Genomic DNA, 25,263 nt, shown 5'->3' with positions numbered 1-25,263 from the left:
TTCGAGCGGCGATCGGCGCGGCTACATCACCGTATTGGGGCGGGCGGTGGCGCCGAATTTTGCGCGGTCACCATCCAGGAACTCGATTTCATCATCACGCCTTCGGAGCGGACGAATTGTTTCAACTCGTCCTTCAAGGCCGCCACCAGCGTATCAAACAGACGAGCAGCCTCCGGACCGGCTTCGCGATAGACTTCCCCGGCGGGACCGATCGCGAGCTGAAACGCGACCGCTTCATCGAGATCTCGCCCGACCCGGACTTCGGCATCGATCCGTTCGAACCTGATGTCGCTGTAGCCGGCAATCATCAATTGCCGGGTCACGGCTTCCGGATTGGTCATCGAAAACGGTCCGGGGCCACAGGTTGCGGCGTCTTCCCTGACGGGAGGCAGGTAACGAAGCAGTACCTCCTTAGAAAGTGTAAGCCACGGATTGTCCGCCCGTTCGCGCCACACAATCATCGTCATCAGTCCGCCCGGCTTGAGCGCAAGTCGCATGTTGCTCAAGCCAGCCATCGGATCTTCGAAGAACTGGGTTCCAAAGCGGGAGAAGCAGAAATCGTGTACCGGCTCAAACGGATAGGTCTGAACATCCGCTTCGAGAAACCTGAGATTTGTGATCCCCGCGTCCTTCGCATCTGCGCGACCTGCGTCGAGGAAGCCATTGCAACAGTCGAGGCCGAGGACGGATCCGGCGGGTCCGACGCGCCGCGCAAGTTCAATCGCGGTGTCGCCCCAGCCGCATGCGACATCCAGGACGCTGTCGCCGGTTCTGATCGGCAGCGACGGGAATACTATCGCGCTGTGCAGGTGAAGGCCGCCGGCCAGAATGTGGCGCCAAGCGTTGAATTTCGGAACCAGCACCGCGTTCCAGAAATCGATATACGGAGTGACAGTTTGGGTAGCCTGCGCGATGCTCATGATCGAGGTGTCCGTCTGCTCGCAGTTGCTGCCCGGAACCCAGTCCTGGCGCCCCGCTTTTCCATCCCGCAACCGGTCATGCGTCCGCCGCACCGTCTGGACAGCGTCTCAAGGAAACGTGGAGGAATCGATTGGTTGGCAGTTCGTTCATGAGCCCCGTATAAGCGCGGGGACCGCCACGGTGAATGATCGCCCGGCCGTATCACTTGACCGATCGTCCAAATCTGAGATTGGCCTAATGATCGATCCGCTATCAGAAGTGCTTCGATCGGTTCGCCTGACTGGCGGCATTTTTCTGGATGCGCGTTTCACCGCGCCGTGGAGCGTGCATACCCAGATCCTCGCTGAGGACTGCGGGACTTTCGCGGTCAAGCCGTCGCTGTTGATCGCATACCACTTCGTCATCGCGGGAAAATTGCTGCTCAGCGTCGATGGTGAACCCACCATTGAAGTGCGGGCCGGGGAAATCGTACTGCTGCCGCGAAACGATGTTCATACGCTGGCCAGCGACGCGGGTCTGGTACCCACAAGCGCGCGTCATCTCATTCAGCCCTCAGCGGATGGAGGGCTGGCAAAAATTCTGCACGGCGGAGGCGGTGAGCCGGCGCAAATCGTGTGCGGGTTTCTCGGCAGCGAGGAAACCTATAATCCGTTGATCGCGGCCCTGCCAAGAGTGCTGAAGCTCGACATTCGCGAGGGCGTCGCACGCGACTGGATCGAGGCTTCAGTGCGATATGCAGCCGGCGAACTGACGGCCGGCAGGTTCGCCTCGTCAAACCTGATGTCTCGGCTTTCCGAACTGCTGTTCGTAGAGGCGATGCGCCAGTATTCCGTGACATACACCGATCAAGATGGGGGATGGCTGAAGGGGATTGCCGATCCGCAAATCGGACGCGCGCTCGCCTCCATTCATCATAACGTCGGGCTGCCGTGGTCCGCGGAGTCCCTCGCGAGCGAAGTCTCGATGTCGCGGAGCGCCTTCGTCGACCGCTTCACAACCCTGATCGGGGTGCCACCAATCCGGTATCTGACCATCTGGCGGCTTCAGGCAGCCAAGGTGAGCCTACGAGAAACACGCAAGCCCATCGACCAAATCGCAGAGGAAGTGGGTTACGGATCCGGAGAAGCATTCAGCCGGGCGTTTAGGCGTGAATTCGGCCTGGCGCCTGCGCGATGGCGGCAACGCTGACAAGCCAATTGATTGCGCACGCGTCAAGTTTCAGAACGAGCCTCCATAGGGGACGATCAGGAAATGATGCGTCGCCGTCGCGGCGAGAGCCGTGGCGGGTCAAAACCGCCATGGACGGTCGGAATCGCACCTCTTGTCTACCTCGCACAGCGGAGCATGTGACCAGCTGATAGGCACGCCCAGTGCCCTCGGCGTGGACCTGGAGTAGGGGACGCGTCACGCACGCCGATTTCGGTGCGCACAAACACGCGTAATATCGGCGATGGGTCGAGATCGGCGAAGGCACGCACATGGTTCTGCTGGAGAAGAACCGGTTGCAGGCGTTCGACGCGATCAATCAGTTTCTCTCGGAACAGTATGAGCATGACTAGCGCGATCTCCGCGGATCCCGCCGCGAGAACACAGATGCTTCGCCTGAGCGCTCCTCGCGCTTCCGGTTCCCGAATCGTCCGATCCTTGAGGACGATCGCATGCGCCGTCTACTGTTCCGGAACCATTTAGACCGATGGTTCCTCCGACTTCCGGGCGCATGGGCAGACAAACATGACCTGCATGGAGTGAAACTATCAAAGTTTAATGCGCTCTGTCGTTCTCATCGATCAGATTGGGGACGGGTTCTGAGTTGTTAGGCGACCAATGCAGGCAGGATTTGCGTTCTCCAAGCTCGCCGACCGGTTGGCGAGCCTCACTCCCGTAACGGCCGACGATCTCCACCTGCTCGCGGACATGGCAAGCACAATCGCGCATCTCAGTTCGCGCCAGGCCGTTTTGCGGCATGGCGATGATGCCACTCAGTGCTGTCTGCTCCTTCAGGGATATCTGTCTTGGCAGGATGCAGAGAGTGCAGACGGGCAGATCACTTCAATCCATGTTCCCGGAGACATCGCCGATCTGCACACGCTTTATCGTCCTCGCGTTGACGGCAATTTGATCGCACTTGGCCCCGCCATCGTCGCTCTCGTGCCACACCGTTTCTTCCGCGATTTGTCCGCGCGTTCGCCCGCTATGTCTCGCGCATTGCTGCTGATGCTGCTCACCAGCCACGCGATTCAGCGCAACTGGACAGTGAACCTGGGTAGCCGTGATGCATTGACGCGTGTGGCGCATCTGCTGTGCGAGATCACCATCCGCCTGCAAAGCGTCGGCTTGGCGAGAGATCTCAGGTTGCCATCACCTTTTACCCAATCGGACCTTGCGGCAGCATGCAGCATCTCCCCGGTCCACGCCAACCGCACGATTCAGGAGCTGCGACGATGCAACCTCCTGCAATGGCAGGGTAAGACGGTAACGATTACGGACTGGCCGGGACTCGTGCGGCTCGCAAGATTCGATCCGACTTACCTGGGCATTCAGTCCAGCCGCGACGATGCGTCGTCATTGCGGCTCCGGCCACTTACGGCGGACCTTGCGCTCGCTTGAGCCCCTTTCGGACGACACGTTGGAAACTTGCGGAGCGTGCAATCAGGGCTTCCCGCGCCTCTCCAAGGACGTCATCCCAATTGCCTGATGTCCTCTGATGAAACAGCCGCAGGCTCGGATACCAAAGGGAACGGGACTCGGATGACGGCCAGCGCCAGTCGCAATCCGCATGCAACAAGACCCACGCGTCACAGCCGAGCGCTCCCGCAAGATGGGCCACCATGGTATCAACGCAAATGAGGAGATCGAGCCGCTGGAGGAGACGACCGAGAACCGTAATGTCAGGCGTGCTGACGTCCTTCGCGTCGATCTCGGCCAGTTCGCACGTTCCGGCCCCGCGTTGCAGCGAGCAGAGCGTCACTCCGGGAACGGCAAGTTGCCCTAGCAGGGATGGCGGGATGGTCCTTCGCTTGTCCCAGTTGCCGACTTCCCAAACCAGGCCGACGGCAAGAGCTCCAACTTCAAGACCTCGGACTTGCTCGACCGCCCGCGGCAGCGATACGTAAGATGCACGCATCTCGACGTGCTCCCGCCTCGCCCTTATGGCATGCGGCACCTCCATGATCTCGATATCGACCTCGAAGTCGATCTCAGGTGCACCATCATGGAGCGCAAAAGCCCGATCGACGCCTGCCGCTCGCTCGACCAGCGGCAGAAGCTCGCCCTGGCACCAGACCGTGACGCGGCGCGCGACGTCACGAAGCGGTCGCATGAAGCGCAGGAACTGGATGGTGTCGCCGAGCCCGTGGTAACAGCGGACCAGTACATCCTTGCCCCTCAGCTCCTCGCCGCGCCAGATGCGCTGGAGGTGACGAGGCCCGGTATGCTTGGGTGGATACGCAAACGTTGCCAGATCGCGATCGTTGATCGCCCAGGCGCGTTCGAATTCGCCTGCCCGCATCGCCTCGGTCCAGCTGCCCGACACGTGGTGATCCAGCTAGCGCCGCACGAATTTGTGAAAGCGGCTCGGCTTACCGTCCTTGGTGTGGTCCTGGTGAAGGAAGGCAATGCCGGCCTCGTCGAACTTGGCGAAGAATTCGTCCCAGCTGATCCGGTCGAGACCGTCGTCGGGCGGATCGAAATCGATGCGCAGGATACCGGCGTGTCCGTCCCCCTCCGTGGCCTTGACCGTCGCGGGCTTTCCGCCGCGCTCCTCCGCCCATTTCCGGATGACGTTGTGGCTGGTGGTCTGCTGGGCTTCGCTGGTTTGTGATTTGGATGACATGTGACACCTCGATTCCTGACAAGGACCGAGCGACGGATCGGCCCTCGCGTCAGACTGTTTCGCCGTGAACGCCGGACGCGAGGATTTGTTCTTTCGCAGGCCGGACTCTCTCAAAGCATCATCTTCTTCTTCATCTTCATCATGAAGCGTTTCGTTCCCGCCAAACTGCCGGGGATTCTATCCCAGGTTAAGCGCGTGAAGTTTTTTTGGCTGAAATCCGACGTGAGGCGGACATAGTGCCGTGAGTTCAGGAACGAACATACGTTCCTCACGTTCGCCGACGTACTTACGTCAACACTGCATCTCTTCAACGCTGCATGCCTTAGCCGCTGCAATGCCTTCCGGAGGGCCTAGATCCATGCATTCTCGTCTTCAGGACAGGCGGCGCGTGCGCGTCGGCATCGTCGGTGTCGGCAATTGTGCGAGCTCCTTCGTTCAGGGGCTCTCCTATTACCGGGACGCCAAATCGAACGAGCCGGTGCCTGGGCTGATGAACGCCGATCTCGGCGGCTACCACATCAGCGACATTCAGGTCGCGTCGGCTTTTGACGTCCATGCCGGCAAGGTCGGACGCGACGTGGCCGAGGCGATCTTCGCAGCGCCGAACAACACGCACCGCTTCTCCGACGTCGCGCCCACCGGCGTCGTGGTCCGCCGCGGGCCGGTCATGGACGGCGTCGGCCATTATCTCAAGGACGACGTCCCGATCGCGGATGTCCCGGAAGCCGACGTCTCCGAAGTGCTCGCGACCTCGCGCACGGACGTGCTTGTGTCCTATCTTCCCGTCGGTTCGCAGCACGCGAGCGAATTTTACGCCGCGCGCGCGATCGAGGCCGGCTGCGGCTACGTCAATTGCATCCCGGTCTTCATTGCCTCGAATCCCGACTGGCGGCGGCGATTCGAGGATGCAGGCCTGCCGATCGTCGGCGACGACATCAAGAGCCAGGTCGGCGCCACCATTCTGCACCGGGTGCTCGCCAATCTCTTCCGCGAACGCGGCGTGCGGCTGGACAGAACCTACCAGCTCAATGTCGGCGGCAACACCGATTTCAAGAACATGCTCGAGCGCGAGCGGCTGACATCAAAGAAGATCTCCAAAACCCAGGCCGTGACCAGCCAGTTCGACGTGCCCATGGATGCCGATAATATCCATGTCGGCCCGAGCGACCATGTGCCGTGGCTGACCGACCGCAAGCTGGCCTTTATCCGCCTGGAGGGCACGACGTTCGGCGGTGTTCCCCTGAGCGCGGAAGTCAAGCTCGAGGTCTGGGACTCTCCAAACTCGGCGGGCGTCGTGATCGACGCGGTCCGCTGCGCCAAGCTTGCCATGGACCGCGGGCAAGCCGGCGCGCTGACGGGCCCCTCGAGCTATTTCATGAAGTCGCCGCCTCAGCAGTTCACGGACGAGGAAGCCGGACGGCGAACGCGCGCCTTCATCGACGACAAGGCGTACACCTGATGGCGAAGATCATTCATCTGATCCGCCACGGGCATCATGCCCTGCTCGGCCGCACGCTCTGTGGCCGGATCAAAGGCGTAGAGCTCGATGATCTCGGCTGCGAGGAAATCGCGCGATGTGCCGATACCTTCACGCCGCCGCCGAACATGGTTCAGTCGAGCCCGCAGCGGCGCTGCATGCAGTCGGCCTGCATCCTGGCCGCACGCTTCGGCTTGCCGGTGGAGATCGTGCCGGCACTCGACGAGCTCGACTACGGCGAATGGACCGGACTGTCGTTCGAGGCACTCGCCCGAGACCCCCGATGGTCGCGCTGGAACGAACAACGCGGAACGAACCGCCCGCCGGGCGGCGAAAGCATGCGGTCGCTCCAGAGGCGCGTCGTCGCCCATCTGGAGCAGCTGCGCAACGATCATGGTAGCGGCATAGTCGTCGTCGCCGTCAGCCACGCCGAACCGATCCGCGCGGCGCTGCTGCATTATTCCCGGAAAGAGCTGGACGACTTCCTCTCGATCGAGATCGACCCCGGCAGCGTCAGCACCCTCAGCGTGGACAATCGCGGACTCAAGATCACCGGGATCAATCAGCGGGTGCCAGCGTGAAGATCGTGATTTTCGGCCTGACAATTTCCTCATCCTGGGGCAACGGTCACGCCACCTTGTGGCGAGGGCTTTGCAAGCATCTCGCGCGAGCCGGCCACAACGTCGTCTTTTTCGAGCGCGACGTTCCCTATTACGCCGGCGCGCGGGATTTGCACGAAGTGCCCGGCGGCCAATTGCGCCTGTTCTCGAACTGGGACGATGTACTTCCTTTGGCGCGCAGCGACATTCGTGATGCCGATGTCGCGATCGTGACCTCCTATTGTCCCGACGCGATCGCCGCGACGGAACTTGCCCTGTCCGAGGGCCACGCGGTGCCCGTGTTCTACGACCTCGACACGCCGGTCACGCTGGCGAAGCTCATGGCCGGCGAGGCCGTTCCCTATATCGGGCCGCGGGGCCTGCGGGATTTCGCGCTGGTCCTGAGCTTCACCGGCGGTCCACGCATCTGCAACGAATTTCGCGACAGGCTCGGCGCCGGCAATGTCCGCCCGCTCTACGGCCATGTCGATACGGACACCCATCGACCGGTGTCGTCGCAGCCGCATTACCGTGCGGATCTGTCCTATCTCGGCACATATTCGCAGGATCGCCAGCGCGCGCTCGAGGCTCTGTTCGTCGAACCCGCACGCAACAGGCAGGATCGGCGTTTCCTGATCGGGGGTGCACAGTACCCGGAAGATTTTCCCTGGTCGCCAAACATCTACTTCGTGCAGCACTTGCCGCCGTCTGAGCACGCGTCGTTCTTTGCGTCGTCCCGGCTGACGCTCAACGTCACGCGCCGCGCCATGGCGGAGATGGGCTGGTGTCCCTCCGGCCGCCTGTTCGAAGCCGCTGCCTGCAAGGCCCCGCTCCTCAGCGACGACTGGCCGGGACTCGATGAATTCTTTGTACCCGGCCAGGAAATCCTGATCGCACACGATGCGAAGGACACGCTTGCTGCGTTGACGATGGCCGACGCCGACCTTCAGCACATCGCCGGGCGCGCATATGAGCGGACCATGGATCAGCACACATCCGACAAGCGCGCTGCCGAACTGATTTCGCTGCTCGAGCAGACGGCATCCCTCGGCGCGCGCCGACAGCAACCCGAGGAGGCCTGATCATGTGGGGCATCGTTCCGGCCGCGGGCCGCGGCAGCCGCATCCAGCCGCTCGCCTTCTCCAAGGAGTTGCTTCCGGTCGGAAGCCAACGGGACGACGGCATCGATCGTCCATGCGCCGTCTCCGAATATCTGCTGGAGCGGCTGATCCTTGGGGGTGCCGACAAGATCTGCTTCGTGATTTCCCCCGGCAAATCGGACATCCTCGAATATTTCGGCGATCATTACGGCAGCGCTCAACTCGCCTATGTCGTGCAGCCCGATGCGTTGGGGCTGTGCGATGCCGTGTTCAGGGCGGGCACGGTGGTTGGCCACAACGAAGACATCCTGGTCGGACTTCCGGATACCGTCTGGTTCCCAAAGGCCGCCCTGCAGGCGCTGCCGGCCGCTGACCTGTCGTTTCTGCTGTTTCCGGTCGAACACCCCGAGTTCTTCGATGCCGTCGTGCTCGACGGGGATCGCGTCACGGAGATCCAGGTCAAGCAGCCGGATGCGGCGTCGAAATGGATATGGGGCGCCTTCAAGATGTCCGGCAACGGATTTCGCGAGCTACAGTCGCTGTGGACGAAGCGCGAGCGCCGGGATGAATATTTCGGGACGCTCGTCAACGCCTACATCGCGGCCGGCGGCCAGGGTCTCGGCGTCAAGGCCGGCGAATCCTATGTCGACGTCGGCACCATCGACGGCTACCGGACGGCAATGGCGTTGCTCGCCGAAAGCTCCGTCGGGAACGGACGCTCTCGACTGCTGGCCGGCGGTTCGCCGGAGGCGGCCCGCCCGGCCCACGCAATGAACAATGGAGTGACCGCATGAGCAGAGGCGCCCTCTCCCGCGAGGAAATCCGCCAGCGCATCGATGCGCTCGGGCCATGGTTTCACAATCTGGACCTGAACGGCGTGCCGACCGCGCCTTCACACTTTCTCGGCGACTATCCCAACGTGAAATGGCGCCGCTTCTCCGGGATCATCCCGGACCGCCTCGAGGGCAAGACCGTGCTCGATATCGGCTGCAACGCCGGGTTCTACGCCATGGAGATGAAGCGGCGCGGCGCCGAGCGCGTCCTCGGCCTGGACACTGACGACGAATATCTCGCACAAGCCCGCTTCGCGGCCGAGGTGAACGGGCTCAGGATCGAATTCCGCAAGATGTCAGCCTACGACGTCGGACAGCTGCGCGAAAAGTTCGATCTCGTGATCTTCATGGGCGTGCTCTACCACCTGCGGCACCCTCTGCTGGCACTCGATCTGATCCACGAGCACGTGGCCGGCGATCTCCTGCTGTTCCAGTCGATGCAGCGCGGCGACAGCCGCGTGGATTGCGTCGACAAGAACTACGACTTCTGGACCACCGATCAGTTCGATTCCCCGGGCTATCCAAAGCTGCACTTCATCGAGAACAAATATGCCGACGACCCCACCAATTGGTGGGTGCCGAACCGCGCCTGCGCCGAAGCCATGCTGCGCAGCGCCGGCTTTGCGATCGCGGCGCATCCGGAAGACGAAGTCTATCTATGCAAGCGGGTAGCAAGGCCGCAGGCGGAAGGTCCGGTCTATCCGTCGCGGGAGACCGGCCGATGATCGAAGCCGCCAAGATCTGGAACGAGCCCAACAACAAGTCGCACTGGGACATCCTGATCGATCCGGATTGGACCATGTTCGCGAGCCTGGCGCTCGCTGCGGGAAAGGCGATCCGCAGCGCGCATCCCACACTCCCGCGTGTGCTCGGCGGCATATCGCCGATCGATCCGTCCTTCATCCGCAACATGCAGGCGCGCGGCGTGCTCGATCATGTCGATGCCGTGGCCGTGCATGGCTTTCCGCTGGACTGGAACCTGTGGCAGATCGCGGAATGGCCGGCCAAGATCGACGAGATCAAGGCCGTCACTTCGCTGCCGGTGTGGGTGAGCGAGGTGGGAGTCTCGTCCTTCGGTGCCGAGGAGGTGCAGGCCTGGGGACTGATGCGGACCGCCGAGCTGTTGACTGGCCGGGCGCCGCGGATTCACTGGTACAGCCTCTACGATCTTCCTTCCAGTTGGGAGGCGACGACGCGGCACAAGGAAGCTGAAGGTTCCTCCTACTATCGGCATTTCCATATGGGGCTGCTGCGCGAGGATGGCACGCCGAAAGCTGCCGCGGGCCTGTTCAGCCAATATGCACCTGCGATGGGCCTGTGCCAGTGGTTTCACTTCGAGGACCACCGCCTCGATGACGCCGTGCGCTGGATGCGCCGGCTCGGCGTGCAGCATCTCAGGACTGGCCTGTCCTGGGCCGACAGCTTCCGTCCCAATGCGCTCGCCTGGTTCGATCGGCAGATGGACGCGCTGGCCGAGTTTCAGGTCACCGTGACCTTCTGCTTCACCCCCGAACATCGAGGTATCGAGCCTCATCACACCAGCCCGCCGCTCGACGTCAACGAGTTCGCGGATTTCTGCGCACAGATGGTCGAACGCTATTGCGCGAAAACCGGACTCGCGCCGTCCGCAGCGTCTTCGCGCCCGGCCATCTCGGAGCCGACATGCGTGCCCTGATCCTGGTGATGGACTCCGTCGGGATCGGCGCTGCGCCGGATGCCATCAATTACGGCGACGAGGGTGCCGATACCGTCGGCCACATTGCCGAGATGTGCATGGCCGGCACTGCCGACGGACCCAGCCGGGAGGGGCCGCTTCGGCTTCCCAATCTGGTTGCGCTCGGACTTGGCCAGGCTTGCCGTCTCGCCACCGGGCGCGTGCCGCCGGGGCTCGATGGCCGTCCTGAGCACGCGCGATTTGGCTGCGCGAGCGAGATCTCCAAAGGCAAGGACACGCCATCCGGTCATTGGGAGATCGCCGGCGTGCCGGTGCCGTTCGACTGGGGCTATTTTCCAAGAACCAAGCCGTGCTTCCCGCGCGATTTGATGGAGAGCCTGTGCGAACAGGCGCGATTGCCCGGCATCCTCGGGAACTGTCACGCCTCCGGCACAGAGATCATCGCCGAATGCGGCGAGCATCACATCAGAACGGGCGAACCGATCTGCTATACATCGGCCGACAGCGTGTTTCAGGTCGCAGCGCACGAGGAGACGTTCGGACTCGAATGCCTCTATGAGGTCTGCCGCATTGCCCGCGGACTGGTCGATCCCCTCAACATCGGACGCGTCATCGCACGTCCCTTCGTCGGTACGTCGGCGGGTGGCTTCAAGCGGACATCGCACAGGAAGGACTTTTCCGTCCCGCCGCCGGAGCGGACGATCCTCGATCTTGCCGAAAGCGCAGGCCGTGACATCGTCACGATCGGAAAGATCGACGACATCTTCGCTCATCGCGGGACCGGGAGGAACCTGCGCGGCGATGGCAACCAGGCGCTGTTCGATGCCACGCTCGATGGGCTGGCCTCTCTCGCAGAGGGCGGGATGTTGTTTGCCAACTTCATCGATTTCGACACTCTGTACGGCCATCGGCGCGACGTCGCGGGCTATGCAGCGGCGCTCGAAACATTCGATGCGCGCGTTCCGGATCTGCTGAACCGCCTGCGCGACGATGATTTCCTGATCATCACGGCCGATCATGGTTGCGACCCGACCTGGAGCGGTACCGACCACACGCGGGAACAAGTGCCGATTTTGGCATGGAGCCCGCGCTCAACTTCTTCGATCGGCAAGCGCGCCGGATTTGCGGACATCGGCGCAGCGGTCGCTAGGCATCTCGAACTGCGGGCGCCGGGTCACGGCGTGCATTTCTAGCCCGCTGCACCCGCCAGATTCACCTGGGTTATTGATCCAGGTTAGGGAAATATTCGTTTGTAGGTTTCGCAGGAACGAACATTCCTTGCATCGCTTCTACTCCCAAATGTGACTGGCGCGCCGGTCGCCCGACCAGAACAGCAGCGCGCTTTCATTCTCATCACGGATTGATCCCGCAGGATCGATCTCACGGCGGCACGGAGCGGTGAATGACGCGAGTATTGATCACTGGAGGTGCCGGATTCATCGGATCGCATGCGGCCGACGCGCTGCTGGCGGCCGGCTATGAAGTCCGCCTGCTCGACAATCTCTCGCCGCAGGTCCACGGAGGCAACCGCCAGCGTCCCGCCTACCTTGCCAAAGACGCGGAGCTCGTCGTCGGTGACGTCACCGACGCTCTCGCGGTCGATCATGCGTTGCGCGGCACGGACATGGTCCTGCATCTCGCATCAGCAGTCGGCGTCGGCCAGAGCATGTACGACATCGAACCCTACGTCAGAACGAACGAGCTCGGTACTGCCGTGCTGCTGCAGGCACTATCCAAACGCCCGGTCGCGCGGCTCGTGGTTGCCTCGTCCATGAGTATTTACGGCGAGGGCCTTTACCGGAGCGCCGATCAGAGCGTGGTCGCCTGCGAGGAGCGGGCCGTCGAGCAGCTTCGCCGCGGCGATTGGGAGCTGCGCGATGCAGCCGGCAATCCGCTCGATCCTGTTCCGACCCCGGAGACAAAGCAGCCTTCGCTGAGCTCGATCTATGCGCTCAACAAATACGCGCAGGAGCGCATGTGCCTGATCACAGGCAAGGCTTATGGCATCCCGACGGTGGCGCTACGATTCTTCAATGCGTTCGGACCCCGTCAGGCCCTGTCCAATCCGTATACCGGCGTGCTGGCCATCTTTGCCGCCCGGCTGCTCAACGGCCGCCCTCCCCTCGTCTTCGAGGACGGCCGGCAGCGCCGCGACTTCGTCCATGTCCATGACGTCGCCCGCGCCTGCCGGATGGCGCTGGAGGCGGAGCACGCGCAGGACGTCTTCAACGTCGGCTCCGGCCAGAGCCGCACCATTCTGTCGGTCGCGGAGGATCTGGCCGAAGTCATGGGGCGCCGCGACATTGCGCCCGAGCTGACGCGGAAATATCGCGCAGGAGATATCCGGCACTGCTTCGCCGACATGGGAAAATCCCGCGACGTGCTCGGCTTCGAGCCTCGCGTCGCATTCAGGGATGGGCTCGAAGAGCTGGCGGAATATCTCGCCGACCAGATCGCTGACGATCAGGCGGAGCGGGCCACCAAGGAGCTGCAGCAACGAGGATTGGTCGCGTGATGAGTGAACGAGACAACAGACCCGTCCTGATCACCGGCGGCTGCGGGTTTATCGGGTGCAACCTTGCCGACCGCCTCGCGGAGCGCGGCGAGCCGGTGCTGATCCTGGATAACCTCGCCCGCGCCGGCGTGCGGGAGAATGCGCAGTGGCTGAAGTCCCGGCATGGCGACCGGGTCACAATCACCGTGGCCGACATTCGCGAGCCGATCCCGGTGATCGACGCCGTACGCGAAGCCCGCGCCGTGCTGCACCTGGCCGCCCAGGTCGCCGTCACCGACAGCGTGAGCGATCCGGCCGCCGATTTCGAGATCAACGCGCGGGGCACATTGAACGTGCTCGAAGCCGTGCGCCTCCACAACAACGCCGCGCCGGTGGTGTTCGCCTCGACTAACAAGGTCTACGGACGCCTGATCGACGATGGCGAGATCGCGCTCACCGGCCGCCGCTACACGCCGACAAGCGGCCTGCTCGCCGCCGGCATCTCGGAAAATGCGCCGCTCGACTTCTACAGTCCCTATGGATGCTCCAAGGGAACGGCGGATCAATACGTCCACGACTATGCGCGGGTGTACGGCCTGCAGACCGTGGTGATGCGCATGAGTTGCATCTATGGGCCCCGTCAATTCGGCACCGAGGATCAGGGCTGGATCGCGCATTTCCTGCTGAGCACCATCCGCAGCAAAGAGCTGACGATCTATGGCGACGGCCATCAGGTCCGCGATGCGCTTCACGTCTCCGACGCGGTCTCGGCCTGGCTCGCCGTGCTCGATGGCATCGCGCTCGCCCGTGGACGCGTCTTCAATCTCGGCGGCGGTCCGGCCAACGCGATCAGTCTGCTGGAATTGATCGACTGCATCACCGATCTGACCGGCCGCAAGGTGGCCTATCGCTTTGCCGATTGGAGGCCCGGCGATCAGCCCTGGTACGTGACCGACACGCACGCGCTCTCCAGCGCGCTCGGGTGGGCGCCTCAGGTTTCGTTCGCAGACGGCCTCCGATCCCTGCACACCTGGCTGGACGGCCGGTTCGGATCGTCACAGGGCAACCGCGAGGCACTGGCATGACGCGTGTTGCCCTCATCAACCCGAACTGGGATTTTGGCGGCAGCATCTATTTCGGCTGCCGATCCCCTCACCTTCCGCTCGAGCTTGGGATCTCCGAGCATTATTTGAAGGCGGCCGGGCACAAGACGCTGCTGCTCGACGCCCACATGTTCGACCTTTCTCTCGCCGATATCCATGCCGAGCTGCGCGCGTTCGGCCCCGACCAGATCGTCATCACGACGGCGCCGACCTATCTGTTCTGGCGCTGCGCCCCTCCCGAGCTCCGCGTTCCGCAGGAGCTTGCGATGGCGGTGCGAGATCTGGCTCCGATCCTTATCGCGGTGGGCCCCCATGGCTCGACTGTGCCAAGGGCAGCGCTTCGAAAGCTTGGCACCGACATTGTCGTGATGGGCGAGTGCGAGGCCTCCTTGCTGCGTCTTGCCAATGGCGAGCGGGACTTCCCGGGCCTGTGCTTTGCCGATGGCGCCTCGCTCCGCGTCAATGGCGGCCCGCAGGCCGTCGCATTCAAGGATCAGCCGCCGCTTGACTGGCCGGAGGAGATGATCCGGCGGCACCACCATCACCACCACCGTTTCGAAGCCGAGCCGCAGGCGCCGGGCGCCGAGGTCGAGGCGTCCAGGGGATGTCCGTACAACTGCACGTTCTGCGCCAAGGAGAACTTCCGCAACGCTTACCGCAAGCGGCCTGCCACCATCGTTCTCGAAGAGGTCGAGGGCCTGCGCCGTCAAGGCATCGAATATGTCTATTTCATCGACGAGATTTTCCTACCGAACGCGGAACTGCTGGAAGGGCTCGCCACACGCGGGCTGAAATTCGGGGTGCAGACCCGCATAGACCTCTGGAAGCCGGACATGCTGGCTCTGCTCGGCCGCGCCGGCTGCGTCTCGATTGAAGCCGGCATCGAGAGCCTCACGGTCGAGGGCCGCGCCGCGCTCGCCAAGAACTGCAAGATGACGACCGACCAGCTTGCCGAACGGCTGGTCGAAGCGCGCCGTCACGTCCCCTTCGTGCAGGCCAATTTGATCGAAGTCCCCGAGGACGATGACCCCATCGTGCAGCGCTGGCGCCGCACCATGCAGGATGCCGGCATCTGGGCCAACGATCCGGTCCCGCTGTATCCCTATCCAGGCTCGCCGGATTATCGGAAGCTGTGGGGCGAGCCCGACGATTTCGCCTGGGAGCGCGCGCACCGGCACTATCTCGCGATGTTCGACCAGTTCAGCGACGTGCAGAACGATCGCCCGGTCCCGCTCGAGACTCTCGAACTGCAGGTGGCATCATGAGCCGCAGCTCGCAGCTCCGGATCCTGATGACGACCGATACCGTCGGAGGCGTCTGGACCTATTCGTCATCTCTTGCGTCGTCCCTTGCAGCGAAGGGCGCCGACGTCACCCTGGTGATGATGGGCCCCCGCGCGCGGGCCGGCCAGCTTGAGATGCTGCGTGGCTCGCGGGTCCGCCTGATCGAAACGGACCTTGCACTCGAATGGCAGGATCCGGAAGGACAAGATCTGTCCCAGGCCAGGCCCGTCCTTGCGAAGCTCGAATCCAGAATCCGGCCTGACGTCGTTCACCTCAACAGCTTTCGCGAAGCGAACTTCGCCTGGCGCGCTCCAGTGGTGGTCGTCGCGCATTCCTGCGTCAACTCCTGGGGGCTCGCGTGCCGCGATACGAGCTGGCTCGGTGAACCGAAATGGCGCGGCTACACCGAACGGGTGACGGCCGCATTCGACACGGCACAGGCCTGGGTTTGTCCCAGCCAGTCCTTCCACGATGACGTTGCGGAAATCTATCGGCCTCGCTCGCGCGGCATCGTGATCTGGAATGGAATTGACCCTCAGGGCCTCGCGGGACGGAAGCAAGACATGATCTTTGCAGCGGGCCGGCTCTGGGACCGCGCCAAGAACATCGAGGTCCTGGCGGCCGCGGCGCCTGGACTGGACTGGCCCGTTCAGGTCGCCGGGCCGGCGGATGAGTGCCCTTCGGCTTCCGTCACCTGGCTCGGGCAGTTGTCTCACGAAGCCATGCGCGCGCACTTGCAGCACGCTGCCATCTTCGCCAGCCCCGCGCTCTATGAGCCGTTCGGCCTCTCCGTTCTGGAAGCCGCGGCCGCGGGATGTGCCCTCGTCCTGTCCGACAGTCCGACCTTCAAGGAATTATGGAGTGGGGCCGCGCTGTTCGTCGATCCCACCGACAGCAAGGCGCTGCATCGAGCGCTCGCAGGTCTGTGCACCGACGATCGCGAGCGGGTGCGGCTGCAACGTGCCGCCTTCGAGCATTCCCTGACCTACTCGCTGACCCGAACCACGAGCGCCTATCTCAGCCTGTACGAGGAGCTGCTTGCCGTCCATCACGCGCCCGCCCCCATGGAGGTCCGTGCATGAAATGCGTTCTGTTCTACCACGCGTTCACCTCCTGCTGGAACAACGGCAATGCGCATTTCCTGCGTGGCTATGCCCGCGAACTTCACGCGCTCGGTCATGAGGTCGTCGTGTTCGAGCCGATCGACGGCTGGAGCCGGTTGAATGCGATCCGCGAGGGTGGTAGTCAGACGATGGAGGATATTCCAAGACTGTTTCCCGGCATCGGCATCCGTCGCTACGACGCCTGCCTCGATCTCGATGAGGCGTTGCACGGCGCCGATCTCGTCGTCGTCCACGAATGGAATTCGCCTGATCTGATCGCAGACATCGGATCGAGACGGGCTCGCGGCGCTCCGTTCACGCTGCTGTTCCACGACACCCATCATCGCGCCGTCAGCGCACCGGACGAACTTGCGCAGTTCGACCTCGACGGATTCGACGGTGTGCTCGCCTTTGGCGAGGTGCTTCGCCAAATCTATCTGAAGCTCGGCTGGGCCGACCGGGCCTTTACTTGGCACGAGGCGGCCGATGTCGCCCTGTATCATCCGCTGCCGCATATCGAGCGCACCGACGATGTCGTCTGGATCGGCAATTGGGGCGACGGCGAACGCAGTGCCGAGCTCAACGAATTTCTGGTCGAACCCGTGGCCGAGCTGAAGCTGCGCGCGGGGGTCTATGGCGTCCGCTATTCGGACCCAGCCCTCGCCACCATTCAGGCCGCAGGTATTCGGTATGGCGGCTGGCTGCCCGCGCACTGGGCTCCCATTGCTTTCGCCGGCGCGCGCGCGACTGTCCACGTCCCCCGCGGCCCCTATGTCCGCTTGCTTCCGGGCATTCCGACCATTCGCGTCTTCGAGGCGATGGCGTGCGGCATTCCACTGGTCTCGGCCCCCTGGTCAGATGAGGAAGGACTGTTCCCGGAAGGTGCCTATCTCAGTGCCTCCGACGGCGCAGAGATGAAGCGGGCGCTCCGTGCGCTGCTCGACGACCGGGACTTATGGTCCGCCACGGTGGAGACCGGATTCCGGACGATCAAGGAGCATCACACCTGCCGTCATCGGGCGGAACAGCTTGTCGGCATCGTGCAGAACCTCCGGGCCTCACGCCACTCCACACAGCCCCTGCGATATATCGGAGCCTCCGCATGAAGATCTGCTTCTTCGGATCCAGCCTCGTCTCATCCTACTGGAACGGTGCCGCCACCTATTACCGCGGCATGTTGAAGGAGATCGCGGCGCTCGGCCACGACGTCACATTCTTCGAGCCCGATGCCTTCGAGCGCCAGGCTCATCGCGACATCGACGATCCGGACTGGGCGAAGGTGGTGGTCTACGCCGCAACGCCCGACGGCTGGCGAAGCGCGCTTGAGGACGCCGCCCGCTCGGCCGACATGCTGGTCAAGGCCAGCGGCGTCGGCGTCTTCGATCTTGAGCTGGAGAACGCGGTCGCCGACGTCCCGTCGAATGCAATGCGCATCTACTGGGACGTCGATGCCCCCGCGACGCTGGAGTCGGTGGCGGACAATCCAGACCATCATCTGCGCCATGCGATCCGGTCCTACGACATGGTTCTGACCTATGGCGGCGGCGATGCCGTCGTATCCGCTTATCGCGGCATCGGCGCGCGAGACTGCGTGCCGATCTACAATGCGCTCGACCCCGCCACGCACTTTCCGGCGCCGCCCAATACGCACTTCACGTGCGATCTGAGCTTGCTGGCAAACCGCCTGCCCGATCGCGAGCAGCGCGTCGAGCGGTTCTTCATCGATGTCGCACGCCAATTGCCCGACAAAACGTTCGTGCTCGGTGGATCGGGGTGGGATTCCAAAGACACGCCAGCCAATCTGCACAAGGTCGGGCATGTCGGGACCGGCGACCACAACGCGTTTTTCGGCTCCGGTCTCGCTACGCTGAACGTCAATCGCGACAGCATGGCGCGCTACGGCTTCTCGCCGCCAACGCGCGTGTTCGAGGCCATCGGTGCCGGAGCTTGCCTGATCACCGACCAGTGGGACGGCATCGATCATTTTCTCGAGCCAGATCGCGAGGTGCTGGTGGCCGCGAGCGGGGCGGAGGTCGCCGAGCATCTTGCCGCACTGCGCCCCGACCGGGCTCGGGCCATCGCAGCGCGCGCTCGTGCGCGCATTCTGAGCCATCACACCTACCGGCAGCGCGCGCGCAAGTTCAACGATCTCTTTGCCGCAAGCAGTTCGCGAATCGAGGCAGCAGAATGAACCTCACCATCGTCGTCGTCGGTCTTTCGGTTACTTCGTCCTGGGGCAATGGCCATGCCACGACCTACCGCGCCCTGATCGAAGCCCTGGCACGACGAGGTCACCACGTCACATTTCTCGAACGCGACGCCCCCTGGTATCGCGAGCATCGTGATCTTGCCAAGCCTTCCGCTTGGGCCGTCGAGCTTTATCAATCCTTGAAGGACATCCCGCAGCGTTTCGGCAAGATGATCCGAGATGCCGACCTGGTGGTCATCGGCTCCTACGTGCCCGACGGCATCGCGATCTCCGAATGGATCACGACCCACGCCCGGGGGATTACCGCCTTCTACGACATCGACACGCCGGTCACGCTTGCGAAGCTCGAGCAGGGCCTGGACTACCTCTCCGCGGCGATGATCCCGCGCTTCGACCTTTATCTGTCCTTTGCCGGCGGCCCGGTGCCCGGCATGATCGAGGAGAACTATGGCAGTCCGTTGGCTCGGGTGCTGTATTGCAGTGCCGACACCGACATCTACGCGCCGCAACGCGCCGAGAAGAAATGGGCACTGGGCTATCTCGGAACCTACAGCGAGGACCGGCAACCGGTTCTGGAGGAGTTGCTGCTCGCCCCTGCTCGCACTCTGTCACGCGAGCAATTCGTCGTCGCCGGGGCGCAATACCCTGATGAGGTGGTCTGGCCCGCCAATGTCGCCCGGTTCGAGCACCTCACGCCCAGACATCATCCGGGATTTTACGCACAGCAACGCTTTACGCTAAACGCCACCCGCGCCGACATGCGCGCGCTCGGCTTCTCGCCCAGCGTTCGGCTTTTCGAAGCGGCCGCGTGCGGCACGCCCGTCATCTCGGACCGGTGGCCTGGAATCGAGACCGTCTTCGAGCCTTCCCGGGAAATCCTGCTCGCATCGAGCCCCCGCGACGTCGTGGAGATCCTGCGCGACATGCCCGAGGAGCAAAGGCGCACGATCGCGGAAAACGCGCGGCGCCGCGTTCTGGCCGACCACACCTCCGACCACCGCGCCCGGCAAGTGGAGACCTACTATGCCGAGGCATCGGTACGTCGCCGCCGGAAACCCCCGCAACTTTCCGCCTCGCGTCCCATGCAGGTCGCTCAAATCTGAAAGGCAGCACCATGACAGTTCAGACCCGCATCAACGCATCCCGCCGCTCTCCCACCGTTCTGGTGGCCGGCGGCGCCGGCTTCATCGGATCCCATCTCTGCGACGCGCTTTTGCAGCGCGGCCACACCGTGATCTGCCTCGACAACCTCTTCACGGGGACGACCGACAACATTCGGCCGCTGCTCAATCATCCGAATTTTCGCTTCATCGAACACGACGTGCGGGATCCCGTCGAGATCGAGGGCGACATCGACCGGATCTACAGCCTCGCCTGCCCGGCGTCGCCCCGTCATTACCAGAAGGATCCGGTCGGCACGATGAAGACGTGCGTGCTCGGCACCATCAACATGCTGGAGCTCGCGCAGCGGAAAGGCGCCCGGGTGCTGCAGGCATCGACCAGCGAGATCTACGGCGATCCCGAAGTGCATCCGCAGCCGGAATCCTATCTCGGCAACGTCAACCCGATCGGGCCCCGGGCCTGCTACGACGAGGGCAAGCGGGCCGCCGAAACGCTGATGTTCGATTACCATCGCATGTACGGGGTTGAAATCAAGGTCGCGCGCATCTTCAACACCTACGGCCCCCGGATGCTGGAGAACGACGGGCGCGTGGTCTCCAACTTCATCGTGCAGGCGCTTCGCGGAGAGCCGATCACGATCTATGGAGGTGGTACGCAGACCAGGAGCTTCTGCTTCGTCGACGATCTCGTGCGTGGCCTCCAGTTGCTCATGGAGAGCCCATCGTCAGTCACCGGACCGTGCAACCTGGGTAATCCGCACGAGGTTACGATCGAGGCGATCGCGCGCGACGTGCTGGCGTATACGGAATCAGCCTCCCCGCTCCGGTTCGAGGAGCTGCCGAAAGACGATCCGAAGCGCCGCAAGCCCGTCATTGACACGGCCGTGAAGGTGTTGGGGTGGCGCCCGCGCGTGGCGCTCAAGGATGGTCTTCGCGCGACGATTGCTTATTTCGCCATGCGCATGGCCGGCGAAGCGCCAGCACTGGTCCCGGCCATTGCACCGCGGAGGAGCGGACGTACCGGGGCACGCGGCCAGCTCACGATCGCAGATCGGCAGTAACAGCCCACGAACCCGCGCGAGCCCTCAAGCGCGTGAAGCAGCCGCGCCACGGGCCGGCTTGCAGAGGTTCTCGAGATGGCACTGGTATTCGGAGATCGCGCGATTGGCCATCCGGATTCGGTTTGCCTGCCCTTCCTCGACCATCATGGTGATGCGCTGGGCAAGAAATACGCACGCCTCGAACTCATCGTGGATCGCCCCGCTGCGGGCCAGAAAGTCCCATGCGATCTCGTAGGCCTGTTCGGCAGCAGGATTGCGGTAGTCGCTGAAGATGATGTGCGCCATTGCAGCAAAACGCGGATGAGAGGGTTTCGGTCGTGCGAGCCCATATGAGAACGCAGGCGACTCAGCGGCCGAAGCCGCTGGTCTCGCCCTTGCGGGTGTGATGTTCGATCAGGCCGCCTGGCGCTGATGCGCCAGATATTCCATCGTCACCTTCTCGACGTTTGAGTCGATCCAGGCGGCCATGCGCTGCTCCTCCTTCAGCGATGTCTCGAGCGGCTCCTTGGCCTCCGCGAAACCAGCGGCGCCGCAGAGGGCGAGCAGAGACTTGTAGGCAGCGATCTCGAAATTCTCGAAGGCATTGTTGGCGAACGTATTCTTGAGAATCTCGTCGCCGGCAACAGAGTGTGCCATCGCTTGCATGTTCGCCATCATGGATTGCGTCGTATCCTTGAGGCTGGAGGTACTCTCGCCGCAGGCTTCCAGACATCTCTCCAGCCGCTTCAGCTGCTCGTTGGTCTCCTGAAGGTGGGCGGCAACCTTGGCCTTGACTTCGGGATATTCGTCCAGTCGTTCCGACTGGCGCTCCATCAACTCTCGCGCCTGCACTTCCATCGCATGCGCATTGCGTAATCCAACCACGAATGTATCGCGGGCTGCGTTCGTCATTTCATGCTCTCCATTTCACGGGGCCCTGTCGCCGCCAACCGCAGTTTCGGTGGATCGTTCCTAGGGTGATCCACGACGCCAGCGCCGGGTTCCGGCCGTCGGACCCGAAGCTAACCTGCGATAACAGAACGCAAATCCTCCTCCCGCCGCAGGAACGCCGCATGCAAATCACTGTTTCCCGGAGCGGGTGGTCGCATCGCCAAACGGCCGCAGCGCCGAGGGACACGAATGACAAACAATTTTCCGCACGTCGGCAGCTCAGGCCCTTCGCTTGGCCGGCCTGGATCTGGCCGGCCGGGCGAGGGACGGCCGGACAACACTTCCGATCCGTTCTTCATGACGATCCGCGACGATCTTGCGGACAAGGGCTTCTTCACGGCGACGGCGGAGGAGCTGATCACCTGGGCGCGGACCGGCTCGCTGATGTGGATGACGTTCGGGCTCGCCTGCTGCGCGGTCGAGATGATGCAGATGTCGATGCCGCGTTACGACGCCGAACGCTTCGGATTCGCGCCACGCGCATCACCGCGCCAGTCGGACGTGATCATCGTCGCGGGCACGCTCACCAACAAGATGGCGCCGGCGTTTCGCAAGATCTACGACCAGATGCCCGAGCCGCGCTACGTGATCTCAATGGGGTCCTGTGCCAACGGCGGAGGCTATTATCACTATTCCTACTCGGTCGTGCGCGGCTGTGATCGCGTCGTGCCGGTCGACATCTACGTGCCCGGCTGCCCGCCGACCGCAGAGGCGCTGCTATACGGCGTGATGCTGCTTCAGAAGAAGATCCGGCGCATGGGTACGATTGAGCGCTAGAGAATTGATTACATCGGACTCGAATGAACATGACGCAGATCTCGCTTCCCTCTTCCGCCGACGCGGAGCACCCGCAATCCGACCTCGACCGCAATGACAACACGCGGCAGATCGTCACTGACGTAGCCTATCGTCAGCTTGCGATCGTCAACGTCATCTTCGTTGGCTTCGAGAACGCCGGCGACGGCAATTGGGTGCTGGTGGACGCCGGCATCCCCGGATCGGCTGGCGCCATCCGCTCTGCCGCCAAGGCCAGATTCGGAGGAAACGGCCGGCCCGCCTGCATCATCATGACGCATGGGCACTTCGATCACGTCGGCGTTCTCGAAACGCTGGCGAGTGAATGGGAGGTGCCGGTCTATGCCCATGCGGCCGAGCATCCCTATCTTGACGGAAGCCAATCCTATCCGTCGGCCGATCCCAGCGTCGGTGGCGGGCTGCTCGCCCGGCTTTCTCCGCTCTTCCCGACAAGGCCGGTGAACGTCGGATCGCGCCTCTATGATCTTCCCTTTGATCATAGCGTACCCTTCATGCCGGAATGGCAGTGGATCCATACGCCCGGCCATACCCCAGGGCATATCTCGCTCTGGCGCGAACGCGATCGCGTGCTGATCGCCGGCGACGCCTTCATCACGACGCGGCAGGAATCCGTTTACGCCGCGGTGACGCAAACACCGGAGATGCACGGGCCGCCGATGTATTTCACGCCCGATTGGGAAAGCGCGAAGACATCGGTGCGCGCACTTGCCGCGCTCGCTCCGGAGATCGTCGTCACCGGGCACGGCGCGGCCATGCAGGGGCCGCAGATGCGCGCGGCTCTCGATGCTCTCGCCGAACGGTTCGACGAAGTTGCCGTGCCTTCGCAATATCGACGCGGAGTCGTCGAGGACAGAGCTTGATCGCGCTGCACGGCTAGGAACGGTGGATGCTTCACATGATTGGTCCGACATCGAAACCTCAAGGAGAAGACAGATGCGTAAGACGATCCTGACGATCTTTACGGCAGCAATGCTTGCAGGCGCTTCAGTCGGCGCAGCGTTCGCGCAAGGTGCAGGCGGTGGCGCTGGTGGTGGCGCAGGCGGCGCCGGCGGTGGTGCGGGTGGCGCCGGAGGTGGCGCGGGCGGCGCCGGAGGTGGCGCGGGCGCCGGGGCCGGCGGCGCGGGCGGCGGTGCTGGAGCTGGCGCTGGCGCTGGCGGTGCAGGAGCCGGCTCGGGCGGAGCCGGCGGCTCCGGTGGCGGCGGCATCACCCATGTCGAGCGGGGCGGACAAGGTGCTTCCAGTCCTCCCGGCATGCGCAACGAGACGACCCCACCGTCCAACGGCACCATGCCGCGGCGCTAACGGTTCGCGGTTCGCAATTTTCTAACGCGCGCTCCCTGCTGTTGCGCGCCTGAGAGCGGCCTCGGCGAGATCCTCTCCTCGCCGGGGCCGCATCGCGTTCACGTCTAAAATTTAAAGGCTTTCAAAATAGTCGCTAGAAACTCCATAGGAACGCAACCCGGCAGCACTCATTGCGCAATAGCGTCAACACAAAAAGGAGCTGCGCATGTACTACTTCGACAAACGACTGCAATATCCGGTCAGGGTCGAGAAGCCCGATCCGATCTTCGCCCGCCAGCTGCAGCAAGCCATCGGCGGCGTCGAAGGCGAGATCCGCGTCTGCCTTCAGTATTTCTTCCAGGCCTGGGGTGCGCGGGGGCCGGCCAAATATCGCGACATCCTGCTTAATACCGCGACCGAAGAGATCAGCCACATCGAGATGCTCGCGACCGCGGTAGCGCTGAACCTGGAGAATGCGCCGGCAACGATGCAGGAGACCAGCCTGCAGGCCAATCCAGTCGTCGGCGCGGTGATGAACGGCGGTGAGCGGCCGCGGCATGTGATCGAGGGCATGCTGCACCGGCATCTGCTCTCGACCGGCATGGCTGCCTTCCCTGCCAATTGCGACGGCGTCCCCTTCGATTGCTCACATGTCTATGCCAGCGGAAATCTGGCCGCCGATATGTATTGCAACGTCGCGGCTGAATCCACCGGCCGGACCCTCGCCGTGCGTCTCTTCAACTCCACCAGCGATCCCGGCATGCAGGACATGCTGAGCTACCTGATTGCGCGCGACACCATGCATCAACAGCAATGGCTCGCGGTGATCGAGGAGATGGGCGCGGACGCCGCCCTGCCTATTCCGAACAGCTTCGACCGCAGCAAGGAGGCGATCGAGTTCAGCTACATGTTCATGGGCACCGAACGCAACGCGGCGCCGCTGCAGCCGGGGCGCTACTGCGAAGGTCCTTCGCTCGACGGCCAGGGGTCGTTCAGCTTCCGCGCCGGGTTCGAGCCTTTGGGCGAGGAGCCTGTGCTCGGACCGGCGCGGCCGGATAGCGGCGCACAAGTCGAGCAGATGAACGAACCGCCGGTGACGAACGCGCTGACCTGATTGTCGTGCAACGGCCGGGGTCGTCCGATGAAAGGGACGGCCCTGGCCGACGTCTAGCGACGCCGAGCTATCAAAACGCCCAACAGAAACGCCGCAAAGATTGCCTGCAGCGGCGCTGCTCTGGTCATCGTCCTGAGCTGGTCGGCCAATTGCGCCGAAGGCGCTTGAGAAGGCGTATCGTCTGCTGTTCGTGTATCACCGTGCGGCGCGTGCGAGTCGCTCTGCGCGGTGAACTGATCGTCCACGAGGCCGGACGCTTCGGTCATCGCGGAGGCTTCCTTGATATCCATGCTGATCCTCCAGTGCGGCTT

27 protein-coding genes are annotated in these 25,263 nt (G+C 63.3%); 21 read left to right on the top strand and 6 right to left on the bottom strand.

All coding sequences use genetic code 11. The annotated features are described in order from the left end of the window. Positions 1–26: 26 nt before the first annotated feature. Positions 27–920, bottom strand: coding sequence for a methyltransferase domain-containing protein (locus tag IVB40_RS10250; protein ID WP_247818799.1), 894 nt, complete (start codon positions 918–920; stop codon positions 27–29). A 238-nt stretch (positions 921–1,158) separates the two neighbouring features. Here IVB40_RS10250 and IVB40_RS10245 point away from each other — a divergent pair, with 238 nt between their 5' ends. Beyond that, entirely contained in the window at positions 1,159–2,109 is a 951-nt protein-coding gene (locus tag IVB40_RS10245; protein WP_247818798.1) for an AraC family transcriptional regulator, read from the top strand. A 636-nt stretch (positions 2,110–2,745) separates the two neighbouring features. Further along, a complete protein-coding gene (locus IVB40_RS10240) occupies positions 2,746–3,528 on the top strand; it encodes a Crp/Fnr family transcriptional regulator (RefSeq protein ID WP_247459908.1) in 783 nt (260 codons plus the stop codon). Here IVB40_RS10240 and IVB40_RS10235 read toward each other — a convergent pair. Both IVB40_RS10235 and IVB40_RS10230 read right to left on the bottom strand, forming a co-directional pair. Further along, positions 3,503–4,453 carry a hypothetical protein gene (locus IVB40_RS10235; RefSeq protein ID WP_247818797.1) on the bottom strand — a complete coding sequence of 317 codons (951 nt, stop codon included), beginning with the start codon at positions 4,451–4,453 and terminating at the stop codon, positions 3,503–3,505. The two genes, IVB40_RS10240 and IVB40_RS10235, sit on opposite strands and share 26 nt — an antisense overlap. Before the next feature lie 12 nt (positions 4,454–4,465). Next, positions 4,466–4,753: a hypothetical protein gene (locus IVB40_RS10230; protein ID WP_247818796.1), complete on the bottom strand. Its 288-nt coding sequence runs from the start codon at positions 4,751–4,753 to the stop codon at positions 4,466–4,468. 358 nt (positions 4,754–5,111) lie between these two features. On the opposite strand from IVB40_RS10230, the gene IVB40_RS10225 reads away from it, so the two are divergent. From IVB40_RS10225 to IVB40_RS10155, 15 genes are all read left to right on the top strand, one after another. Then, a complete protein-coding gene (locus IVB40_RS10225) occupies positions 5,112–6,212 on the top strand; it encodes an inositol-3-phosphate synthase (protein WP_247818795.1) in 1,101 nt (366 codons plus the stop codon). After that, complete coding sequence (locus IVB40_RS10220) at positions 6,212–6,811, top strand: histidine phosphatase family protein (RefSeq protein WP_247818794.1); 600 nt, start codon at positions 6,212–6,214, stop codon at positions 6,809–6,811. The genes IVB40_RS10225 and IVB40_RS10220 overlap by 1 nt, the downstream gene beginning before the upstream one ends. Further along, complete coding sequence (locus IVB40_RS10215; RefSeq protein ID WP_247436229.1) at positions 6,808–7,911, top strand: glycosyltransferase; 1,104 nt, start codon at positions 6,808–6,810, stop codon at positions 7,909–7,911. Before IVB40_RS10220 ends, IVB40_RS10215 begins: the two co-directional genes overlap by 4 nt. A gap of 2 nt (positions 7,912–7,913) precedes the next feature. After that, entirely contained in the window at positions 7,914–8,723 is an 810-nt protein-coding gene (locus IVB40_RS10210) for a nucleotidyltransferase family protein (RefSeq protein WP_247818793.1), read from the top strand. After that, complete coding sequence (locus IVB40_RS10205) at positions 8,720–9,487, top strand: TIGR04290 family methyltransferase (protein WP_247290777.1); 768 nt, start codon at positions 8,720–8,722, stop codon at positions 9,485–9,487. The genes IVB40_RS10210 and IVB40_RS10205 overlap by 4 nt, the downstream gene beginning before the upstream one ends. After that, on the top strand, positions 9,484–10,437 hold the full coding sequence (locus IVB40_RS10200) for a beta-xylosidase (RefSeq protein ID WP_247818792.1): 954 nt from the start codon (positions 9,484–9,486) through the stop codon (positions 10,435–10,437). Before IVB40_RS10205 ends, IVB40_RS10200 begins: the two co-directional genes overlap by 4 nt. Next, positions 10,425–11,630 (top strand): phosphopentomutase, encoded by a 1,206-nt coding sequence (locus IVB40_RS10195; RefSeq protein ID WP_247818791.1) that lies wholly within the window; start codon positions 10,425–10,427, stop codon positions 11,628–11,630. Before IVB40_RS10200 ends, IVB40_RS10195 begins: the two co-directional genes overlap by 13 nt. Positions 11,631–11,839: 209 nt before the next feature. Then, entirely contained in the window at positions 11,840–12,952 is a 1,113-nt protein-coding gene (locus tag IVB40_RS10190; RefSeq protein WP_026234015.1) for an NAD-dependent epimerase/dehydratase family protein, read from the top strand. Then, the gene (locus tag IVB40_RS10185; protein WP_247818790.1) at positions 12,952–14,016 is read left to right on the top strand and encodes a GDP-mannose 4,6-dehydratase; all 1,065 of its coding nucleotides are present in this window, start codon (positions 12,952–12,954) and stop codon (positions 14,014–14,016) included. The genes IVB40_RS10190 and IVB40_RS10185 overlap by 1 nt, the downstream gene beginning before the upstream one ends. Next, positions 14,013–15,299, top strand: a complete 1,287-nt coding sequence (locus tag IVB40_RS10180; protein WP_247818789.1) for a TIGR04295 family B12-binding domain-containing radical SAM protein — start codon at positions 14,013–14,015, stop codon at positions 15,297–15,299. Before IVB40_RS10185 ends, IVB40_RS10180 begins: the two co-directional genes overlap by 4 nt. After that, on the top strand, positions 15,296–16,399 hold the full coding sequence (locus IVB40_RS10175; RefSeq protein ID WP_247818788.1) for a glycosyltransferase family 4 protein: 1,104 nt from the start codon (positions 15,296–15,298) through the stop codon (positions 16,397–16,399). Before IVB40_RS10180 ends, IVB40_RS10175 begins: the two co-directional genes overlap by 4 nt. Then, positions 16,396–17,526: a glycosyltransferase gene (locus tag IVB40_RS10170; protein WP_247818787.1), complete on the top strand. Its 1,131-nt coding sequence runs from the start codon at positions 16,396–16,398 to the stop codon at positions 17,524–17,526. The genes IVB40_RS10175 and IVB40_RS10170 overlap by 4 nt, the downstream gene beginning before the upstream one ends. Further along, the gene (locus IVB40_RS10165) at positions 17,523–18,611 is read left to right on the top strand and encodes a glycosyltransferase (protein WP_247818786.1); all 1,089 of its coding nucleotides are present in this window, start codon (positions 17,523–17,525) and stop codon (positions 18,609–18,611) included. The genes IVB40_RS10170 and IVB40_RS10165 overlap by 4 nt, the downstream gene beginning before the upstream one ends. Further along, positions 18,608–19,732, top strand: coding sequence for a glycosyltransferase (locus IVB40_RS10160; RefSeq protein ID WP_247818785.1), 1,125 nt, complete (start codon positions 18,608–18,610; stop codon positions 19,730–19,732). Before IVB40_RS10165 ends, IVB40_RS10160 begins: the two co-directional genes overlap by 4 nt. Positions 19,733–19,743: 11 nt before the next feature. Then, positions 19,744–20,811, top strand: a complete 1,068-nt coding sequence (locus IVB40_RS10155; protein ID WP_247818784.1) for a UDP-glucuronic acid decarboxylase family protein — start codon at positions 19,744–19,746, stop codon at positions 20,809–20,811. Between the two features lie 24 nt (positions 20,812–20,835). Here the strand turns inward: IVB40_RS10155 and IVB40_RS10150 are convergent, their stop codons facing one another. Next, positions 20,836–21,096, bottom strand: a complete 261-nt coding sequence (locus IVB40_RS10150; RefSeq protein ID WP_247818783.1) for a hypothetical protein — start codon at positions 21,094–21,096, stop codon at positions 20,836–20,838. 108 nt (positions 21,097–21,204) lie between these two features. Further along, positions 21,205–21,702 (bottom strand): ferritin-like domain-containing protein, encoded by a 498-nt coding sequence (locus tag IVB40_RS10145; protein ID WP_026234016.1) that lies wholly within the window; start codon positions 21,700–21,702, stop codon positions 21,205–21,207. Positions 21,703–21,930: 228 nt separating this feature from the next. Between IVB40_RS10145 and IVB40_RS10140 the strand changes: the two genes are divergently transcribed. The 4 genes from IVB40_RS10140 (at position 21,931) to IVB40_RS10125 (ending at position 24,952) form a co-directional block, all read left to right on the top strand. Next, a complete protein-coding gene (locus IVB40_RS10140; protein ID WP_275993239.1) occupies positions 21,931–22,518 on the top strand; it encodes an NADH-quinone oxidoreductase subunit B in 588 nt (195 codons plus the stop codon). A gap of 29 nt (positions 22,519–22,547) precedes the next feature. After that, the gene (locus IVB40_RS10135) at positions 22,548–23,417 is read left to right on the top strand and encodes an MBL fold metallo-hydrolase (RefSeq protein WP_247818782.1); all 870 of its coding nucleotides are present in this window, start codon (positions 22,548–22,550) and stop codon (positions 23,415–23,417) included. A 73-nt stretch (positions 23,418–23,490) separates the two neighbouring features. Beyond that, positions 23,491–23,859, top strand: a complete 369-nt coding sequence (locus IVB40_RS10130; RefSeq protein ID WP_247818781.1) for a hypothetical protein — start codon at positions 23,491–23,493, stop codon at positions 23,857–23,859. Positions 23,860–24,064: 205 nt separating this feature from the next. After that, a complete protein-coding gene (locus IVB40_RS10125) occupies positions 24,065–24,952 on the top strand; it encodes a manganese catalase family protein (RefSeq protein WP_247818780.1) in 888 nt (295 codons plus the stop codon). 53 nt (positions 24,953–25,005) lie between these two features. Here IVB40_RS10125 and IVB40_RS10120 read toward each other — a convergent pair whose 3' ends face one another. After that, on the bottom strand, positions 25,006–25,242 hold the full coding sequence (locus tag IVB40_RS10120; protein WP_247818779.1) for a hypothetical protein: 237 nt from the start codon (positions 25,240–25,242) through the stop codon (positions 25,006–25,008). Positions 25,243–25,263 lie beyond the last annotated feature (21 nt).

It is taken from the genome of Bradyrhizobium sp. 40, assembly GCF_023100925.1.
Classification (GTDB): Bacteria; Pseudomonadota; Alphaproteobacteria; order Rhizobiales; family Xanthobacteraceae; genus Bradyrhizobium.
Note: the sequence above shows the minus strand (reverse complement) of the source record. Positions and strands in the feature narration are given on the sequence as shown.

Bases quoted from the DNA above. Each gene is read 5' to 3' on its own strand.
- IVB40_RS10250 (WP_247818799.1), bottom strand. From the start codon at position 920: ATGAGCATCGCGCAGGCTACCCAAACTGTCACTCCGTATATCGATTTC.
- IVB40_RS10245 (WP_247818798.1), top strand. From the start codon at position 1,159: ATGATCGATCCGCTATCAGAAGTGCTTCGATCGGTTCGCCTGACTGGC.
- IVB40_RS10240 (WP_247459908.1), top strand. From the start codon at position 2,746: ATGCAGGCAGGATTTGCGTTCTCCAAGCTCGCCGACCGGTTGGCGAGC.
- IVB40_RS10230 (WP_247818796.1), bottom strand. From the start codon at position 4,753: ATGTCATCCAAATCACAAACCAGCGAAGCCCAGCAGACCACCAGCCAC.
- IVB40_RS10225 (WP_247818795.1), top strand. From the start codon at position 5,112: ATGCATTCTCGTCTTCAGGACAGGCGGCGCGTGCGCGTCGGCATCGTC.
- IVB40_RS10220 (WP_247818794.1), top strand. From the start codon at position 6,212: ATGGCGAAGATCATTCATCTGATCCGCCACGGGCATCATGCCCTGCTC.
- IVB40_RS10210 (WP_247818793.1), top strand. From the start codon at position 7,914: ATGTGGGGCATCGTTCCGGCCGCGGGCCGCGGCAGCCGCATCCAGCCG.
- IVB40_RS10205 (WP_247290777.1), top strand. From the start codon at position 8,720: ATGAGCAGAGGCGCCCTCTCCCGCGAGGAAATCCGCCAGCGCATCGAT.
- IVB40_RS10200 (WP_247818792.1), top strand. From the start codon at position 9,484: ATGATCGAAGCCGCCAAGATCTGGAACGAGCCCAACAACAAGTCGCAC.
- IVB40_RS10195 (WP_247818791.1), top strand. From the start codon at position 10,425: ATGCGTGCCCTGATCCTGGTGATGGACTCCGTCGGGATCGGCGCTGCG.
- IVB40_RS10190 (WP_026234015.1), top strand. From the start codon at position 11,840: ATGACGCGAGTATTGATCACTGGAGGTGCCGGATTCATCGGATCGCAT.
- IVB40_RS10185 (WP_247818790.1), top strand. From the start codon at position 12,952: ATGAGTGAACGAGACAACAGACCCGTCCTGATCACCGGCGGCTGCGGG.
- IVB40_RS10180 (WP_247818789.1), top strand. From the start codon at position 14,013: ATGACGCGTGTTGCCCTCATCAACCCGAACTGGGATTTTGGCGGCAGC.
- IVB40_RS10175 (WP_247818788.1), top strand. From the start codon at position 15,296: ATGAGCCGCAGCTCGCAGCTCCGGATCCTGATGACGACCGATACCGTC.
- IVB40_RS10170 (WP_247818787.1), top strand. From the start codon at position 16,396: ATGAAATGCGTTCTGTTCTACCACGCGTTCACCTCCTGCTGGAACAAC.
- IVB40_RS10165 (WP_247818786.1), top strand. From the start codon at position 17,523: ATGAAGATCTGCTTCTTCGGATCCAGCCTCGTCTCATCCTACTGGAAC.
- IVB40_RS10160 (WP_247818785.1), top strand. From the start codon at position 18,608: ATGAACCTCACCATCGTCGTCGTCGGTCTTTCGGTTACTTCGTCCTGG.
- IVB40_RS10155 (WP_247818784.1), top strand. From the start codon at position 19,744: ATGACAGTTCAGACCCGCATCAACGCATCCCGCCGCTCTCCCACCGTT.
- IVB40_RS10150 (WP_247818783.1), bottom strand. From the start codon at position 21,096: ATGGCGCACATCATCTTCAGCGACTACCGCAATCCTGCTGCCGAACAG.
- IVB40_RS10145 (WP_026234016.1), bottom strand. From the start codon at position 21,702: ATGACGAACGCAGCCCGCGATACATTCGTGGTTGGATTACGCAATGCG.
- IVB40_RS10140 (WP_275993239.1), top strand. From the start codon at position 21,931: ATGACAAACAATTTTCCGCACGTCGGCAGCTCAGGCCCTTCGCTTGGC.
- IVB40_RS10135 (WP_247818782.1), top strand. From the start codon at position 22,548: ATGACGCAGATCTCGCTTCCCTCTTCCGCCGACGCGGAGCACCCGCAA.
- IVB40_RS10130 (WP_247818781.1), top strand. From the start codon at position 23,491: ATGCGTAAGACGATCCTGACGATCTTTACGGCAGCAATGCTTGCAGGC.
- IVB40_RS10125 (WP_247818780.1), top strand. From the start codon at position 24,065: ATGTACTACTTCGACAAACGACTGCAATATCCGGTCAGGGTCGAGAAG.
- IVB40_RS10120 (WP_247818779.1), bottom strand. From the start codon at position 25,242: ATGGATATCAAGGAAGCCTCCGCGATGACCGAAGCGTCCGGCCTCGTG.